The sequence below is a fragment of the Rhodococcus sp. DMU2021 genome (assembly GCF_019641445.1).
GTDB lineage: Bacteria > Actinomycetota > Actinomycetes > Mycobacteriales > Mycobacteriaceae > Rhodococcus > Rhodococcus pyridinivorans.
In genome coordinates this window covers 1-17,505 of record NZ_JAIFKB010000023.1, presented here as the reverse complement: position 1 = coordinate 17,505, position 17,505 = coordinate 1, and the positions used below count along the sequence as shown (strand labels likewise).

The window sequence follows — 17,505 nt, the reverse complement described above, 5'->3', positions numbered from 1 at the left end:
GGCAGGAGCTATGACCCACACTCTCCCCGCGGGCGTCCCCACCCAACTCTGGGTCGGTGGAGAACTCGTCGATTCGTCTACCGGCACCACTTTCCCCGTAGAGGACCCCGCGACCGGTGCCGTGATTGCGCATGTCGCCGATGCCGCGCCCGAGGATGGACGCCGAGCTCTCGAACACGCCACTGCTGTGCAGGGGGACTGGGCGCGGACTCCCTCGCGTCGACGTGCCGAAATACTGCGCACCGCATTCGAACTCATCCACCAGCGGGCAGACGACCTCGCGCGCACCATCACTCTCGAGATGGGTAAACCGCTCCACGAGGCGTATGCGGAGATCGAATACGGCGCATCATTCCTGCACTGGTTTGCCGAGGAAGCGAACCGAATCAGCGGGCGAGTCTCGCCGTCCCCCTCGGGAACCGGCACCATCGTCGTCACCAGAGAACCGGTCGGGCCGGTACTGGCCATCACCCCCTGGAACTTTCCGTTGGCCATGGCCACGCGCAAGATCGGTCCAGCACTGGCGGCCGGATGTTCGATCATCGTCAAACCAGCGGCCGAAACGCCTTTGGCGATGCTGCTCGTCGGTCAGATTTTCGCCGATGCGGGTCTGCCCGAGGGTGTGCTGTCGATTCTGCCGACCTCCGATGCTGCAGCGCTGACCGCACCACTGATCGACAGTGCTGATCTGCGCAAGATCACGTTCACCGGATCCACCGGTGTCGGCAAGCTGCTGGTTCGTCAATCGGCGGATCGGCTCCTGCGGATGTCGATGGAACTCGGAGGCAATGCCCCCTTCCTCGTGTTCGATGACGCTGATGTCGATGCAGCGGTCGACGGCGCGATGGCTGCAAAATTCCGCAACGGCGGCCAAGCATGTACAGCAGCCAACCGATTCCACGTCGCACGTAGCGTCGCAGAAGAGTTCAGCGAGAAGTTCACCGCACGCATCGGTGCCTTGCGCACCGGACACGGTCTCGACGCAGGAACCGATATCGGACCGCTGATCACCGCGAAGCAGTGCGCCACCGTCGATGCTCTGGTCGAAGACGCCGTCGCGAAGGGTGCACGTATCCGCATCGGCGGTGGCCGTCCTGACGGGCCGGGAACGTTCTATTCCCCGACCGTTCTCGATGGCGTGAGTCCCGACGCGCGGCTGCTGCGTGAGGAGATTTTCGGCCCGGTAGCCGCGATCACCACCTTCGATACGGAGGACGAAGCGATCGCGGCGGCGAACAACACCGAATACGGCCTCGCTGCGTACTTCTACACCCAGAATCTCGACCGAGCGTCCCGAGTCGCCAACGCACTCGAGACCGGCATGGTCGGAATCAACCGAGGCATCATCGCCGACGCGGCCGCACCCTTCGGAGGGGTGAAGGAGTCCGGCTTCGGCCGCGAAGGATCGGTCGAAGGTATCGACGAGTATCTCGCCACCAAGTACATCGCACACTGATCACCGGTGGCAGCATCCAGACCGGCGAATGCCCCTGCCCTCAACAAACACTCGTGCGCCGGGGTCTGGTGAAGGACCCGCCGAACGGTGGGTCCTTCACCAGAGAGGTGGTTACCGCACTCGTTCGTGTGGCACTACCTGCACATCACCCTTGCGAAGGGGATCGGCAGGTCGACGCGGAACGTCCCGACCAGTGTCGAGTTCAGCTGTGGCCTCCTGCCCCCGGCCACCGGGGTAGGGGACAGCATCATTGATCTCCGCGCTCCACGTGGCGATCGCTTCGTCGACCTCGGTGTCGGCACTCTGGCGAGCGAGCACCAATGCGACGAGCGGCGCGGCCAGTATGATCGTGCCGAAAATGTATGCCGGAAGCATCAAATCGAGGAGCGTCGCGCCCTCCGGCATGGTGGCCGTCGGGTCCAAGGACGCGTGAACTCCAGCCATGCCGGTGTAGTGCAATGCCGCCACTGCACAACCCATCACCAGCGCGCCGAGCAGACGGGTGGCTCGAATGAATGCCGTTCGTACCAACCACAACGCGGCGATGGACGCCCCGATCCCGATAGCCACCGAGGCGGCGACGAGTACCGGGTCGTGGGACAGTTCGCCGCGAATGCGGATAGCGGCCATGCCGCAGTAGTGCATCAGGCTCACCGCGACGCCCATCACGGCGCCGCCGATCAGTAACGCCGACCTGTCCAGGATCGGACGCCCGGCCAAGGCCCGTAGATCGACCAGCCACAGCCCGAACAGGGTCGCGCCGATAGCGATGACCGCCGAGAGGATCGTCAGCATCGGGTCGTAGCGGATGATGGTGCCGGGCACCGCGAAGCCCATCATGGCGATGAAGTGGGTCATCCAGATCCCGACACCGCCGATGGACAGGGCTGCCATCACCAACCAGCGCCAGCGCGTCGGACCGAGGGGGGTGGTAGCGGCTCGGCGAGCGCAGGACAGGCCGACGAAGGACCCGGCGATCGAGGTGCCGTAGGCGAGAAAGAGCACCCACAGTCCCAGATCGAAATGGTGCATTTCGTGTGACATCAGTGTTCCTTACCAAGGCACGCTCGAGCACCTGCGCCGGCGGTCGCGTGCCGAACCGTCCGGGCAGGACTGCGATCTCGGCCCCCCGAGCAGCGACAGCAGCGTACCTAACGCGACTTATGTTTCAAACCAGACCAAGACAACGGAGCGACCCGGACAGCCTCGCCTCCTCGGTCGCGGCGGTTCCTTCGCTGAATGGTTGCCGACTCGACGCGGCGCACCGTGAAGGGCTGTACGCCCGATCTCCCTCAGGCAGTCAAAGGTCGAGTTCGTCGGCTGCACGATGTATGGACGAGTCTGCGTCCATGTACGGACTAAGGCTGAGGCCGTAGCAAAAACGATTGGCCTCTCCTTCGGCGGACGCCGGCCGTGGCGGTGGCGGACGCCACGCTGTCCGTCGGTGTCGGATTCCCGCTCGTTTCCTTCCGTCATCGCGTTGAGTTCGATCGCGACCGGTGACGCGGCCGGTCGCCTGACCGCCGACGGGGCAATCGACGACTCCGGCCCCCTGCGCCGGAAGTGTCGTGCCCCGTCGGCTCTCCTCGTCAGCAGAAGATCGCCGACGAGAAGATCAGGCGGTGCTCGTGCAGATTATTCGTTTTCTGCAAGATCATGCGTATTTTGAACAGGCCCGGTCGGTCTGGTGTCCATGTTTCGTCGAATGTCCCCTTCGTTCGGGTCGTCGGGAGGCTGTGATTCGTCCCGTCTTCGTGGCGGATCCCGGCCGCAAGGGATCAGTCGATGTCAATTCGAATTGCAGCTACCAGAACAGAGTTCGGATTCTGTGGCAGCCAACGGTCGCGGTTGGAAGGCCGGAATGTGTCGGATCGCCGACTGTGTGCTCATATCGGTGCGACAGCGACCCGAATCGAGATCGCGATCGCGGCGGTGTCGAGCATGCGGCAAGATGGGCCCGGAACTGGACTGGTGGTAGGAATCATTGCACGACAGTATATTTCGGATGTATTACAGGCCTCTGTGTCGAAGGTTGCCCACCGCGTCGTCGAAAACATCCCCGAGTTGTAGATCGGTTCTGCTGGGGTGCTGGCGATGCGAGAGGCGCCGGACTCGGTGATATCCATGCCAGCGAAGCCGGGAAGTGTCCGAAGATGGGACAGCTGAGTGAGGCGCACATCACGATGATGGCTTCCACGTGACCTGAACTACAGAAAGGCTAGGACATGTCGCCTCACTCTTCCTCTGCGGTCGGACTTGCTGATACCGAGGTGTCACTCGAGCTGGACGCGTTGATCATCGGTGCGGGAGTCGCCGGTTTGTATCAGCTGCATCAGCTTCGCGAGCTGGGGCTGCGGGTGCGCGCCTTCGATACCGCCTCCGACGTCGGCGGCACCTGGTACTGGAATCGTTATCCGGGTGCTCGATTCGATTCGGAGGCCTACATCTACCAGTACCTGTTTTCCGATGAGCTGTACAAGAACTGGAGCTGGAGTCAGCGTTTCCCCGGCCAACCCGAGATCGAGCAGTGGTTGCATTATGTGACCGACAGTCTCGATCTGCGTCGCGACATCCAATTCTCGACGACGATCACCAGTGCGCATTACGTCGAGGACTCGAAGCGATGGATCGTGCGCACCGATCGCGGGGACACGATTGCCACCCAGTTCCTGATCACCTGCGCCGGCATGCTGTCGGCACCGATGTCGTCGGTGTTCGAGGGCCAGGAAAGCTTCGCCGGCCCGATCTTCCACACCTCTCGATGGCCGAAGGAGGGCGCCGATGTCGCGGGCAAGAGGGTCGCAGTGATCGGTGTCGGCGCCACCGGGATCCAGGTCATCCAGACCATCGCCGACAAGGTCGAACATCTGAAGGTGTTCATCCGTACACCGCAGTACGCCCTGCCGATGAAGAATCCGTCCTACGACGACCGGGATGTTGCCGCGTACAAGGAGCGCTTCGAGGAACTTCGCGCGACGTTGCCGCATACGTTCAGTGGCTTCGAGTACGACTTCGAGCATGCATGGGTCGACCTGACTCCCGAGCAACGGCGGGAAAGGCTCGAAGAGATCTATGACAACGGTTCACTCAAGCTCTGGCTCGCTTCTTTCGCGGAGGTGTTCTCCGATGACGAGGTCAGTGAGCAGGTGTCCGAGTTCGTGCGAGAGAAGATGCGTGCGCGACTGAAGGATCCGAAGCTGTGTGAACTGTTGATTCCGACCGACTACGGCTTCGGTACACACCGGGTACCGCTGGAAACCAATTATCTCGAGGTCTACCACCGTCCGAATGTCGAAGCAGTGGGGGTGCGCACCAATCCGATCAGCCGAATCGTCCCGGAAGGGATCCTGTTGGACGACGGCACGCTGCACGAAGTCGACGTCATCATCCTGGCCACGGGATTCGATGCGGGATCCGGCGCGCTGACACGAATCGACATCCGTGGACGTGAGGACCGATCGCTCACGAGCGACTGGTCGCGTGACATCCGCACGACGATGGGCCTGATGGTGCACGGCTATCCCAACATGCTGACCACCGGTGCCCCACTCGCCCCCTCCGCGGCTCTGTGCAACATGACCACCTGTCTGCAGCAACAGACCGAATGGATCACCGAATGCATCCGGCACATGCGTGAGCACGGGTACACCGTCATCGAACCGACCGTCGAGGGTGAGGGCGAATGGGTCGCCCACCACGACGAAACCGCGAATGCCACGCTGATCTCGAAGACCAATTCCTGGTACAACGGCGCGAACGTTCCCGGAAAACCTCGTCGCGTGCTGTCCTACACCGGCGGGGTCGGCACCTATCGAGAACTCACTCTCGCGGCCGCCGCGGCCGGCTACAAGGGATTCCAGCTGAGCTGACCTTCTCGGATATCCGACCCCTGCGGTCGACCACTGCTCGTCTCACGGCGGCGTACGCACATGTCATCGGGTGAGCACGCGCTGCTACCGCTTTCTCATAGCTCAGGAGGACGATCTCGATGATCGACAACCCGTACTACACGCACGACTTCCACGGTGATTACGACCTGATCGGCATCGGAGCCCTCGACCTCGAGGAGGGTGGCTCGATCCCGGACTGCCGGCTCGCAGTGGCAACGTTCGGAACGCTGAACGAAGCCAAGGACAACGCAATCCTCATCCCCACCTGGTACTCGGGGACCCACCAGATCTGGCGCGACGCATACATCGGTCCTGACCATGCTCTCGACCCGAGCAAGTATTTCATCGTCTGCGTGGATCAGATCGGCAACGGTCTGTCGACGTCTCCCCACAACGCCACCGGCGTCAACGCAGAGATCGCCATGTCGAACTTCCCTCGTGTTCGGATCGGGGACAATGTCGTGGCCCAGGAGCGGCTGCTCCGGGAGCATTTCGGTATCGAACGCCTCGCGTTGGTGACGGGAGGCTCCATGGGAGCTCAACAGACCTACGAATGGGCAGTGAGGTTCCCCGACAAGGTTCTGCGCGCCGCACCGATTGCCGGTACGGCACGCAACACTCCCGGTGATTTCTTGATCGCGGAGATCATGCGCGAAGCGATCCTGTCGGATCCGGGCTGGAACGGCGGCGAATACACCTCGCATACGCAGGTCGTCGACGGCCTCACCAGGCAGGCTCACATCTGGGGAGTGCTCGGATTCTCGACCGAGTTCTGGAAGCAAGAAGTATGGCGAGCAATGGAGTTCGAATCCCTGGACGCGTTCCTGACCGGATTCCTCGAGCCCTACTTCACGGCGATGGATCCCAACGCACTCCTCACTCAATCCTGGGCCTGGCAACGCGGCGACGTCTCTCGGCATACCGGGGGAGACCTGGCCGCTGCACTCGGACGGATCACCGCCAAGACCTTCGTGATTCCCATTGACGAAGACCAGTTGTTCCCGGTCCGCGACTGTGCTGCCGAGCAGGAACTGATCAAGGGCAGTGAACTGCGCGTGGTCGAAGATGTGCTCGGGCATTTGGGCCTGTTCGCTGTCGCTCCGACCTACATGCCGCAGATCGACCGCCACCTTGCGGATCTTCTCGCGATCGAGGTCTGAAGCGGTGCCGCCACGACAACGGTTCACGTGGGCGGGACGGTAGTGAGTGTGCCCGCCGGCGGTCGTGGCGGCAGAGAACATCGAGATTCTTGCGCGGTTGCCGGCGATGTCGACCTCTATGCGTAGGGCGGGGCAGGTGATGGAACGGGCTCGGCTTCCCCTGGGGGGTGAAGCCGAGCCCGGTGATCCGGTCGCCGTCGACGACCTGACGTCAGTCTCCTGATGGTGGTGTGCACCCCGGATCGCGGCAGTCGGTGGTCCGAGGAGTAGGCGCGGTGCGGACCGCGAGTGCCGATCTCCGGCCGGCGGGGTGGCCGTACCCGCCCCGCTACTGCCGTTGGAGACGGCAGATCGATGTCCTATTCTGGGACATTCATAGAATGTGATGTGCGGCACATTGAGGGGGATGGCAGTACTGCGACCTGCAAGGAAATGTGATGGACAGTGATAACCGCCGGCGCCGCGTGACCACCGCCCGGCATCTCCATGACCTCGCCGGTTCCCCCTCCGAGGACGTCTCACCCCTCATCGCACAGTCATGGCGACGCTCACGTCAGGCGGGTGTCATCCCGGACGGCTCGCACCTTCCACAGCTGCAGTACGTCGAAGACCTCGATCTTCGCCGACGACTGGTGCGATGCGCCCTGCCGATCCTCGATCGGCTCCATGACGACCTGTCCGACATGTCCCTCAGTGTCGCGTTGAGTGACGAGCATGCGCGTGTGCTGGTCCGGCGGGACAATGATCCCGTCCTCGCCGCGAAGCTGGACAAGGTGTACTTCGCTCCCGGGTTCACCTACGCCGAAGAGCTCGTCGGTACCAATGGAGTGGGCACAGCCCTCGAGACCGGGATGGCCGTCTACGTCGACGGCGCTCAGCACTATCACGAATCGATCCAGTATTTCACCTGTGCCGGCGCGCCCATTCACAACCCCACCACCGGCCGTGTCGAAGGACTGATCGACATCACAGGCTTGACCCACACATCGAACCCGTTGATGCGCCAGCTCGCCCTTGGAGCGGCTCGTGATATCGAGTCGGCTCTTCGCGCCACGGGATCGATCAAGCAACAACTCGTGCTCGGCGAGTTCCTCGTCGCCTGTCGGCGCCGGCAGACGGCGGTGTACTCACTCAGTTGCGGTGTTTTCATGTCGAACGAGATCGGCTCGCGCCTTCTCGACCCGATCGACGAGGCTTTTCTCCGCGAGGAAGCACAGTCGATGCTCGATCCGTCACGAGTTGCCCAGTTCGACCTGCGCCTTCCGTCCGGAGGTAGCATCACCGTCAAGCGCACTCTCGTCGAACATGGCGGCGACATCGCCGGCATCGTCTTCGAAGTCGAGGCGACATCGTGTCCCACGAAGATCATGCAACCCCGGCGCACGGTTCCCGTGTTTCCGGGGGTGGCGGGGTCTTCGCTCCAATGGAACCGGTGTCGAGGGGAGTTGACGTCCCTCGCCGCGACAGATGCCAACGTGATCCTCAAAGGTGAACCAGGAAGCGGCAAACTCACTCTCGTTCGGGGCATGCACCTGTACAAGAATCCGCAGGCCCCGATTGTCGTCGTGGATTGCTCTGCTGAAAAGTCCGCTCACGAGGAATTGCGCACTGCGCTCGACTCCGCGGCGACCACGATCGTCCTTCGTCGCATCGACCGACTCGACGCGAGCACCGATGAGCTCTTTGCCGACCTCATATCCGCCGACCAGCACCGGTACCCCGCTCGGTGGATCGTCGCGACCACATCCACTGATGGGGAAGCACTTCAGGATTCTGCTCTCGCCGAGCATTTCATCGCCACCGTCGAGGTCCTCGCATTGCGTCATCACCCCGATGACATCCCGGACATCATCCGAATGCACCTTGCACCTCACCGCGAAACCGCTTTCAGCGACGACACGATGCGAACCCTGAAGAAGTACCACTGGCCCGGCAACGTCCGTGAACTGGTCGGCACTCTCAATCACGTACTTCGCGCCAAGCCCGCGGGAACGATCGCAGTAGCTGATCTGCCTCCAGCGCTCAGCTCCGCGCCTCGCCGGACGATGACGGCAATGGAAAGAGTCGAGCGCGATGCCATAGTGGCTGCGCTACGGGACAGCGGTGGCAATCGTGTCGCCGCCGCGAAATTGCTGGGGATCGCAAGGTCGTCTCTCTACCGCAAGATCGACACGTTCGGCATCCACGTGTGATCGCGCAGAATGCGTGATCCGAGAGTCGTCCTATGGCCTTGCGTGCGGTAGCGGTGACTGTCGGAAGGTGCGGCCCTCGCGGCAAGCCCGTGGGAGACGACGGTGTTCGCGCTCGACCTGTTGCACCCAGACCTCGAACAGCGTGGCAACACCACACCGCTGCGGGTGTTTCGACACCCGCAGCGGTGTGGTGTCCGTGCGTCGGGTGGGGATTTCACCCGATCTCGTTGATGTCGTCGTGTGGCTGTTCGGCGAGCGCGCCGGTTACGCGAGCGGTCAACGGATCGAGGTCGATGTCCGGTGCCGCGGCCCGGGATGGAACCGGGGTCAGGAAAGGGCTCGGTAGACGGCGGTCTCCATGTCGAGGTAACCACCGAGCGAGCTGGGGTCGGCGAACGGGAAGATCTGCGTCGCCCAGTAGCCTCCGATCTTGTTGTGCCGGTCGATCCAGTAGTAGAGGTTGGCCAGGCCTGCCCAGGCGAGAGAGCCTGCGGGACGGCCCGTGGGTGCTTCGGTTTCGTTGGTCATGAACGTGTAGCACCAGCCCTTGCGCTGGCCAGGGAAGAACTCGGCGTCGTTCGACAGAGACCTGATGACACCCGGAAGCATCTTCACGGTCAGGTCGCCGAGGTCGTTTCTGGTCGCCCACTCGACGGTGTCGGGGCGGAGGATGACGGTGCCGTCGTCTGCCTCGCCGTCGTTGAGCCACATCCGGATGAAGGCGAGGTAGTCACCGACGGTGGAGAACAGTCCGTGCCCACCCATGTCGACCTCGGGCGGGGTGGGGATGACGAAATCGGTGGCCTGGAGTCCGTCGTCGGTGCGCTGGTGCATGGTCGCCAGACGCGCGCGCATGTCGTCGGACGGAGTGAAGGACGTCGATGTCATGCCGAGGGGGTCGAGGACTCGTGTCTTCAGCGCCTCGCCAAGGCGGGTGCCGACGATGCCTTCGATCACCTGGCCTGCCCAGTCGATATTCGAGCCGTACTCCCACTGGGTGCCGGGATCGAACAGCAGCGGTGTCTCGAGCGCGTCCTTGGTGGCGGTGACGATGCTGGGCTGACCGTGGTTCTCGGCGAGGCGGTTGTACGTCTCGTTGAAGAAGTCGTATCCGAAGCCGGCGGTGTGCAGCAGTAGTTGGCGGGTCGTGATGTCGGTCTTCGGTGCTCGCAGCATCGGCTCGCCGTTCGAGTCGAAGCCCTCGATGACCTGGAGTTCGCCGATCGCGGGCGCGTACTCCTCGGCCGGGGAATCCAGGTCGAGATCACCGGATTCCACGAGTTGCAGCGCCACGGTGCCGGTGAGGGCTTTGGTGGTCGAGAAGATGCTGAAGACGGTGTCATCGGTCATCGGTTGATCGTTGTCGACAGACCGTACCCCAGCGGACTCGATGAACAGGGTTTCCTGGTCGTTCGTCATGCCCGCTACTACTCCGGGCACGGCACCGCTGTTCACCGTGGTGTGGATGACTTCGCGGGCTGAGTCGACGACGCGTTGGGTATCGGACATGGGGTTGTTCCTCTCGTTCGGTCGACAGTGACGCTGCTCCAAGTTTCACAAGAGTGTGATGGGTGTCTCAACCGACGCAGCGGCGCAGTTTCGCTCTGTTTCCCCGCCGAATGGCGGGTCCCTCGGTCGAGCGGCCGCCGTATCCTCGATGCGAGTCTTCGAGGAGGTGACGATGGCCCGAGCAGTGCCCCGTCCACCATTCGATGCCGAACTCAAGGCGGGATTGGCTGTGGTAGGCGGTATGTTCCCTCCGACCATCACTGCGGACCTGATCGAGTTCATGCGTACGTCCTATGCGTCCCCTCCGATGGACGAGGAATTCGACCGCCGACGGATCGCGGTGAACGACGTGACCTTCCCCGGGGGTGATGGCGCTGCCGTCAACGCTGCGGTGCTTCGTTCCCGGGACTTCAGCGGGCCCCGTCCTGCGGTGCTGTACGCGCACTCCGGAGGATTGATGTTCGGAGACATGTTCAGCGGCCTGGACCTGGTGCTGGACTGGGTGACCGAACTGGGGGCGGTTCTTGTCACGGTCGAGTATCGTTTGGCCCCTGAGTATCCCGACCCCTACCCGCGTGAGGACATGTATGCCGCCCTGGAGTGGTTGGCTGCGCATGTCACCGATCTGGACGTGCGGGCGGACCGGATCCTGGTCGCAGGTGCCAGCTCCGGTGGCGGACTGGCAGCCGGTCTCGCGCTGGCTGCGCGGGACCGCGGTGGTCCCCGGTTGTGTGGGCAGGTGCTCGACTATCCGATGCTCGACGACCGGTGCACGACCGCTTCGATCGAGCAGTTCGACGGTATCGGTGTGTGGGACCGGATCAGCAACGAAACCGGCTGGACCGCCCTGCTGGGTGAGCAGCGGGGCACCGACCTTGTCTCGCCGTATGCAGCCCCGGCCCGCGCGCAGAATCTGCGCGGATTGCCGCCGGCCTTCATCGACGTCGGTGCGGCCGAGATCTTCCGGGACGAGGCGATCGGCTATGCCAACAGGATCTGGCAAGCCGGTGGCGATGCCGAGTTGCACGTATGGTCCGGCGCCTTTCACGCGTGCGACATTTTCGCCCCGCACACCAGCGTGGGCCGGTCCATGATCCGGACCCGCAACACCTGGGTCGAGAAAATCCTTGCGGACTGAGGGCAGGAACGAATATGCAAGAGCTACTCGGACGGATCGCCCGCCTCGATCCCAGCGCCAGTTTGGGTCTGCGTGTCATCGCGTGCTTCGACGAGTTGATCGTCGGCAACGTCAACACCCGTGCCCTGCTCGCAACCGCTGCCGCGCTGGCCGGTTGTACTGCAGGGTTCCGGCAGAGCGTCCCGCCGCGGACTCTACGAGTCACTCCGAAAGGTGAAGCAGTGCAGGGTCAATCGCCGACAGATCCTTCGAACCTGCACGTGGCGTCGGAGGACGGCATCGACGTCTGGCTCGAACGCGACGGTGCTGCTGGGCCGAACGACGCACTCATCCTCGAGCGCTTGGCACTGGCTGTGCGGATCCGGAACGGGCGTGGAGCCCGGGAGATCGACAATCGCCGCCACCTCGGCATACTCACCGGTCGCGAGAGCATTCCCGACGAGCGCTTGACCGCGGCGAGTGCGCTCGGATTGTCGGCAACGGGCCTGTATCGCCTCGTTGTGGCACCGCTGTTCGCGGTGTGGCGCAATCATCCCGCCGGCCCGGAGGACGTGATCGCCACCCCGTTCGGTCCGGTCCACGCCATCGTTGTGCCGGAGCGGTACCCGCCGTTCGGCGCTTCGCCGTGCGGTATCGGAACAGCCACGCCGCCGGACTCGTTGGATCGGTCGTTCCGGACCGCGATGGTCGCTCTGCGCCTGTGCCGAACCCCGAAGGAACCCCAGGTTGTGGCCGACTCCTACGGGGGTCTGATCGAACTGCTTGCCGACGCCGATGAGCACGCTCCGCACAGCGACGCCGACCGTGTCGAGGCCATCGCACACTACGCCTGGGGGATGGAGACGATCGATGCCGTCGTCGCTGCGCAGTCCGTTCGGGAAGCGGCGCGACTGCTCAACATCCACCACAGCACGCTTCAGAGCAGGATCGATACCATCACTGCGACACTCGGTTTCAACCCGTTCGAGGGATTCGGGCGCAGCCGGCTCGGGGCAGCGTTCCTGCTGCATCGCTTGCGTACGTCGACGGTCCTCGACCTGCCGGCGGCTGCGGCACCCGGCAATGTCGCCGTGCTCGGTCCTGCTCGCCGCGCGACGGTATGAGGCCGTCAACGCTTCATGATGTGGTCTCGGTCATCTCGGTGCCGGTTCGGTGCGTTGGCGTGTCGGTGATCGCCGGAAGCGGCACAGCGTTGTGCGGGTGATGTCCCTGCGACGTCAGCTCCGGGCGACGGAGCCGTCTTCATCCCAGCCGGGCAGGGCCGGCACTCGGGTGGCGAGGGCGGTATCGGCGACGATCAGTACGACTGCGATTGCGCGAGCCAGAGGCCGGATTACGAGGCTGGAAATCATCAGAGAACGGTCTTCCTTGGTCGTATGTCGTTCGGTGGAGCCGAGGCGTCCCGTCGGGAGAACGGGTCTGCCGATCGCGATCAGACCTGCCATCTACGTGCCGGAGGTGATCGTCCGGGCGGTTCAGCTCGGACGACAGCAGCGGTAATCGAGCATTCAACTATAATTATGCTACCCGGTTCCGAAAATCAAGTCGATCATGCCCGGCGCCGAACGAGCAGTCGGACTCCCGAATCGGTCTCTGTGAGCGGCACTGCCCTCGTTCGTGGGAAAGCGTAAAGAGGATTCCGATAAGGGAGAGCGCTCCGACGGTGGGAGCGATCGGCGTACCGGCTGTCCCGCAAGCAAACGCCGACGAACGGCATCGATGGGGCATGGCGGGCCCCTCAATCGAACGGATAGGACACAACCCGCCCTACACGGGTCGGTGTGGAAGTTCCCGGATGCCCTGCCCGTTGGAGGGGGGGGACAGGCAGGGCATCCGGGACGGGGTCGGTTCACCGACCGGGAACCACGGTCCGCCTACAGGGGGTGACGGATCGTGGTGGTGTTGCAAGATCATGTTTATCGGTCACATCGCGCGTCGCCTATATTTACGGTACCGAGTACCCAAAATCAAGTCTCGGGTCGAAAAGAGGGGGGAATGCGATGGCTACCGGCAGACGTGGGCGTCCTCAGGTGTCGTCTCGCGCGCAGGTCGAGGTCGCCGCGTTCGAACTGTTCCTCGAACGAGGCTATGCGGAGACGTCGATCATGGATATCGTTGCGGCCGCGGGGATCAGCAAGACCACCTTCTTCCGGTACTTCTCCAGCAAAGCGGCACTCGTGTGGTTTCCTTTCGAGGAAAGTACCCGCGACCTCCAGCGCTCCTTCGGCACGGTTGACGACGAGGTGCCGGTCATGGAGGCGATCCGGGTCGGGGTGATCGATACGGTAGCGGCCCGACTCGACGACGAGGGCGTCTGGACCGCCCAGATTCGGATCCTCGACGCCTCACCGGAATTGCAGGCCGAGGGTGCTCAACGGTGGTTGGTGTGGTCCGAGGTCGTCTCGACGTTCGTTGCGTCCCGTATCGGTACGCGTCCGGCGGCGGTGGTGCCGGCTGCTGTCGGGGGTGCGGTGCAGTCCGTGGTGCTCGCCGTCCTGCGCGAGGGAGTGAGGTCTCCCGCATCCCCCGGTGAGGTGTTGACCACGCTCGATAAGTCGTTGACTTCGCTGGGGTACAGCCTGCAGAAGTGGATCGACGAACAACCTTACAAGTAAGGCGCATCGGCCTCCTCTGCAGTGGCGGACCTACGTGCGGGATGTACCCGAGGTCCAGTGACGTGCGCATCATCGATGTACCGGATCGATGTACCGGATCGATGCACCGCCGGTGGCGGTGGTGGTCTGCCCCCGGACGGGACCCACCGTTTCCCGACCCGTCGCCGTCCGGAATGCCGGCCGTCGATCGTGAGGCGCCGCATCGTGCCGACCCGCAGGCCAGGCAGGGTTCGTCGCCGCTCGACCCAATGGGAACTGATGAAGTATCTGGCCGGTGATGCGCGTGGCGCCGTTGGGTTCGGTATTCGCGACACTTCGAGGGATCGGAGTGGGTGCGCAGGTGCGAGGCGCACTTGTTCGGATATCGAACTGCATCGCAGGTCGTGCCGGTGATGCACATCTCAAATATTGCTCGCACACGATTCGTTCGCGCACGACTGAGTCCGGTATGCTCGTCCTGTGACCACAGGTGACCTCGCTTCGATCGGGAACGACGACCTCCTGGCGTTGGACCGGCAGGTCTGCTTCGCGCTTGCCGTTGCCAACCGGGCCGTCCTGGCTGTCTACCGGCCTATCCTCGAGCCTCTAGGCCTCACTCACCCGCAATACCTGGTGATGTTGGCGCTGTGGGAGAAAGCTCCGATGTCGGTCAAGGCGATCGGCGAAGCGCTGGCTCTGGACTCGCCCACGCTCTCGCCTTTGTTGAAGCGCCTCGAAGCCTCACAGCTGATCACTCGTTCGCGCAGTCGTGTAGACGAACGTCAACTGGTCATCGATCTCACTGCCCAAGGTCGAGCCCTGCGGAACGAAGCCCAGAAAGTCCCGGTCGCCGTGGTCGAGAAGCTCGGTGTTTCGCCGGCGGAGCTCCAGGAGCTGCATCGGGCACTGACCCTTCTCAATGATGCTGCAGCACATGCAATAACCAGTTCGGATCGACGTCCGTCCCGAGATCCATCCGAGCCACCGGATACAACGAAGGGAACGCTGTGACGACCCCACTTCGCACACGACCTACCGTAATTCAGCGCCTGGCCTATGTGGTTGGCCGCCCCCTGCCTCCGCAGATGCAGGACTGGGTCCGTAACGACATCCTGGGGCCGGGCGGCGTGCGCCGCTATCTTCTCAGGTGGAATGTACCGGTCATCCCGCTGCTGCTGTTGTTCCTGCTGATCCCGGGACCGGTATGGATTCCCGTCTCCATGATGATGTTGCTGCTCTTGCCCTGGACGTACTTTTCTGTGGCGTTGATGAGCATCTGGCAACGTCATCGACTTCAGCAACACGGTCTCGATCCTGATCTGCTCGGTGCGAAGGCGCAGGCGCGTGCCTCGCGTGAACGCGAGGACTACGAACGTCGGTTCGGTCGCGCAGCCTAGGCAATGTGCGCAACCCTGACGCGGAGTCAGGGTTGCGGACCGGCGCCTATCTCACCCATGTCGGCGGGTTGTCGGGCAGCAGGTCCATCCCCGGTGTAACCGGAGGGTGAGTGCGTACTGCATATGGCGGCGACAGTCGTCGTTCGGAGTAGCGGTGCTGCGCAAGCCGGGAAGAAGAAGATCAACTCGCCGGCGGTGACGACGACGATGTTCAGTCCCCGGTCGCCGCGATCTCCGTCGACCCCCAGGGCTCTGCAGCCTGGTGGGGCCTCACGTGTCGAGGAACTGCCGTTCATGATCGACCAGGTCCACGACAACCTCGACGTGCTACGCAATCTCGACAAGTTGCCCGGCATCAAGCACGTCTATGTCGACACCCCGGGCTGGATCGACCTGTCCGGTGCCGACGACGGCACCGATGTCCTCGGCACCGGTAGTTCCACCGACGCGTTGCGCGCGGTGCTCGAGGTCGCCGATCTGGTCATCGTTCCGATCGAACCCGAGCCGCTGTGTCTCGATCCCACCGCGCGCACGATCAAGCAGGTCATCGAACCGCTCGGCAAGAAATTCATTGTCGTGGTGAACAATTGGGATCCCCGCGACGGCAAGGTCGACCTCGAACAGACCCGCGAGCTTGCAGTAGTGCACTGCTTGATAGCCGCGGCGGTGCGGTGATGGTCGCGCTCAGTCGGATTTGTCGAACAACGACAGGAACCTTTTTCGTGGGTTCAGGTGCCGGTCATTTCGTGTGGTTCGAGGAGAGGGTGAGGGCTGTCGTGATTGCGAATCCTGCTATCCACTCCGGGATTGCGCGGTAAAAGCTCGAGGTGACCTGGTAGGGGCCGTTGGCGTGGAGCGCGGCGTAGGCGGCGATCCAGGTGCGCACCTCATGGGACGAGTGGCCGGCCTGCTCGACGAACCAGTCATTGGTCCACGTGTCGATTTGTTCGAGTTCGCCGGATGCCAGAATTTCGAGAAGATGCTGGTCCCAGTGGGGGTTCAACGGCTGAATGGTGGCGGTACCGGCAGCGAAGTCTCGACCTGCGGTGATGACGCGTTGTTCGCGGGCCTTGCGTTCGGCGTCGCTCGGATTGCGGCCGTCGATCAACCGTTCGCGCACCTGCTCAGGCGAGCTGGTGAACTGCGGAATCGGTGGGTCGTGGGAGAGCCCTCCGGATCCGACGAACAGGACGCGTTTGTCCAGTTTGTTGGCTGCTCGTCCGACAGCTTCGCCGAGCAGCCGAACTCGGCTGACGGGGCCGAGGGGTTCGGCGACGGAGTTGATGAAGATCGGCACGGTCGGTACTGCGATGATCGATCCGACGAGTAGTTGTAGAGCCTGGGCGAAACCGTGGTCGACGTGCATGCGTTCGGAGAGCGCGGCGTCGATACCGCTGTCGAGTACTTCGCGCGTAATAGTGCGGGCGGCGTCGCGGTCGACGTCGAGGGGGCCGGCTTCGGTGCCATAGTCGCCGACGGACTGCGCGCCGGCTCCGATGCAGAACGGTGGCAGCAGGTCGTAGAAGACCCCGTTGTAGTGGTCGGGGGCGAAGATCACGATCAGATCTGGGGCGAAATCGGCGATGAATCGGCGCGCGTGGTCGAAGGCGGCGTCGACGGCGTCGATGACTTCTTGATCGGGGTCGTTGCGTCCCATCAGGGGGGAGTGCGACATCGCGCACAGCGCCACAGGCATCGCGGAGCCTCCTTTCTGGTACTTCACGGCCTCTGCCCGGATGGTTCGAGCGAGAGCGGATGAGGTTCGTCGGATGGGTGCGTCCGGCCGGTGCCGCCAGGGGTTTCAGGGGAGGGCGGCACCGGCTGCATCTGTGTCAACTGCGATCGAGGAGAAAATCCAGGTGCAGTTTGTTGAAGGTGTCGGGGTCTTCGTACTGGGGCCAGTGTCCGCAGTTCTCCATGACCGCCAGCTTGGCGCCAGGGATGTGGGAGGCGATGCGCTCTGCTTCGTCGACCGGACCGGAGGGATCTTTGGTGGTCCACAGAACCATCGTTGGCACGGTGATGCCTTGGAGGGTGGCATCGGTGATCAGGGACTGCTGCACGATCAGGTGACAGGTTCGGTCACGCAGCCTGAGTGGCTGGTGTGGTCATGATGGTCTCGTATTCGACAGGGGTCAATCTGCCGAGCCTGGCTTGGCGTCGGCGGCG

General features: G+C 63.3%; 13 protein-coding genes and 1 pseudogene. 10 read left to right on the top strand and 4 right to left on the bottom strand.

Annotated elements, in window-relative coordinates:
- Nucleotides 1-10 precede the first annotated feature (10 nt).
- Nucleotides 11-1,456 carry an NAD-dependent succinate-semialdehyde dehydrogenase gene (locus tag K3M35_RS22770; RefSeq protein WP_039584682.1) on the top strand — a complete coding sequence of 482 codons (1,446 nt, stop codon included), beginning with the start codon at nt 11-13 and terminating at the stop codon, nt 1,454-1,456.
- 111 nt (nt 1,457-1,567) lie between these two features.
- Here the strand turns inward: K3M35_RS22770 and K3M35_RS22765 are convergent, their stop codons facing one another.
- On the bottom strand, nt 1,568-2,461 hold the full coding sequence (locus K3M35_RS22765; RefSeq protein ID WP_308257108.1) for an MHYT domain-containing protein: 894 nt from the start codon (nt 2,459-2,461) through the stop codon (nt 1,568-1,570).
- A gap of 1,265 nt (nt 2,462-3,726) precedes the next feature.
- Here K3M35_RS22765 and K3M35_RS22760 point away from each other — a divergent pair.
- The 3 genes from K3M35_RS22760 (at nt 3,727) to K3M35_RS22750 (ending at nt 8,698) form a co-directional block, all read left to right on the top strand.
- Nucleotides 3,727-5,325 (top strand): flavin-containing monooxygenase, encoded by a 1,599-nt coding sequence (locus K3M35_RS22760; protein ID WP_374107779.1) that lies wholly within the window; start codon nt 3,727-3,729, stop codon nt 5,323-5,325.
- A 119-nt stretch (nt 5,326-5,444) separates the two neighbouring features.
- Nucleotides 5,445-6,506, top strand: coding sequence for an alpha/beta fold hydrolase (locus K3M35_RS22755; RefSeq protein WP_024102233.1), 1,062 nt, complete (start codon nt 5,445-5,447; stop codon nt 6,504-6,506).
- Nucleotides 6,507-7,189: 683 nt separating this feature from the next.
- Nucleotides 7,190-8,698, top strand: a complete 1,509-nt coding sequence (locus K3M35_RS22750; protein ID WP_228044734.1) for a sigma-54-dependent Fis family transcriptional regulator — start codon at nt 7,190-7,192, stop codon at nt 8,696-8,698.
- A gap of 327 nt (nt 8,699-9,025) precedes the next feature.
- Here K3M35_RS22750 and K3M35_RS22745 read toward each other — a convergent pair whose 3' ends face one another.
- Nucleotides 9,026-10,207 carry a serine hydrolase gene (locus K3M35_RS22745; RefSeq protein WP_006553291.1) on the bottom strand — a complete coding sequence of 394 codons (1,182 nt, stop codon included), beginning with the start codon at nt 10,205-10,207 and terminating at the stop codon, nt 9,026-9,028.
- A 58-nt stretch (nt 10,208-10,265) separates the two neighbouring features.
- On the opposite strand from K3M35_RS22745, the gene K3M35_RS22740 reads away from it, so the two are divergent.
- The 6 genes and pseudogenes from K3M35_RS22740 to K3M35_RS22715 all read left to right on the top strand — a co-directional run.
- Entirely contained in the window at nt 10,266-11,345 is a 1,080-nt protein-coding gene (locus tag K3M35_RS22740; RefSeq protein WP_308257107.1) for an alpha/beta hydrolase fold domain-containing protein, read from the top strand.
- A 14-nt stretch (nt 11,346-11,359) separates the two neighbouring features.
- Nucleotides 11,360-12,448 (top strand): helix-turn-helix domain-containing protein, encoded by a 1,089-nt coding sequence (locus tag K3M35_RS22735; protein WP_037215951.1) that lies wholly within the window; start codon nt 11,360-11,362, stop codon nt 12,446-12,448.
- An 897-nt stretch (nt 12,449-13,345) separates the two neighbouring features.
- Complete coding sequence (locus tag K3M35_RS22730; RefSeq protein ID WP_039584677.1) at nt 13,346-13,960, top strand: TetR family transcriptional regulator; 615 nt, start codon at nt 13,346-13,348, stop codon at nt 13,958-13,960.
- Nucleotides 13,961-14,419: 459 nt separating this feature from the next.
- Nucleotides 14,420-14,950: a MarR family winged helix-turn-helix transcriptional regulator gene (locus K3M35_RS22725; RefSeq protein ID WP_072740544.1), complete on the top strand. Its 531-nt coding sequence runs from the start codon at nt 14,420-14,422 to the stop codon at nt 14,948-14,950.
- Nucleotides 14,947-15,336, top strand: a complete 390-nt coding sequence (locus K3M35_RS22720) for a DUF5313 family protein (RefSeq protein WP_024102225.1) — start codon at nt 14,947-14,949, stop codon at nt 15,334-15,336. Before K3M35_RS22725 ends, K3M35_RS22720 begins: the two co-directional genes overlap by 4 nt.
- 179 nt (nt 15,337-15,515) lie before the next feature.
- Nucleotides 15,516-15,969, top strand: a pseudogene (locus K3M35_RS22715) (ParA family protein); the annotation flags it as partial.
- A 106-nt stretch (nt 15,970-16,075) separates the two neighbouring features.
- On the opposite strand, the gene K3M35_RS22710 reads toward K3M35_RS22715, so the two are convergent.
- Both K3M35_RS22710 and K3M35_RS22705 read right to left on the bottom strand, forming a co-directional pair.
- On the bottom strand, nt 16,076-17,032 hold the full coding sequence (locus tag K3M35_RS22710) for a 3-carboxyethylcatechol 2,3-dioxygenase (protein WP_220667001.1): 957 nt from the start codon (nt 17,030-17,032) through the stop codon (nt 16,076-16,078).
- 136 nt (nt 17,033-17,168) lie between these two features.
- Nucleotides 17,169-17,426 (bottom strand): alpha/beta fold hydrolase, encoded by a 258-nt coding sequence (locus K3M35_RS22705; RefSeq protein WP_259444374.1) that lies wholly within the window; start codon nt 17,424-17,426, stop codon nt 17,169-17,171.
- Between the last annotated feature and the right edge of the window lie 79 nt (nt 17,427-17,505).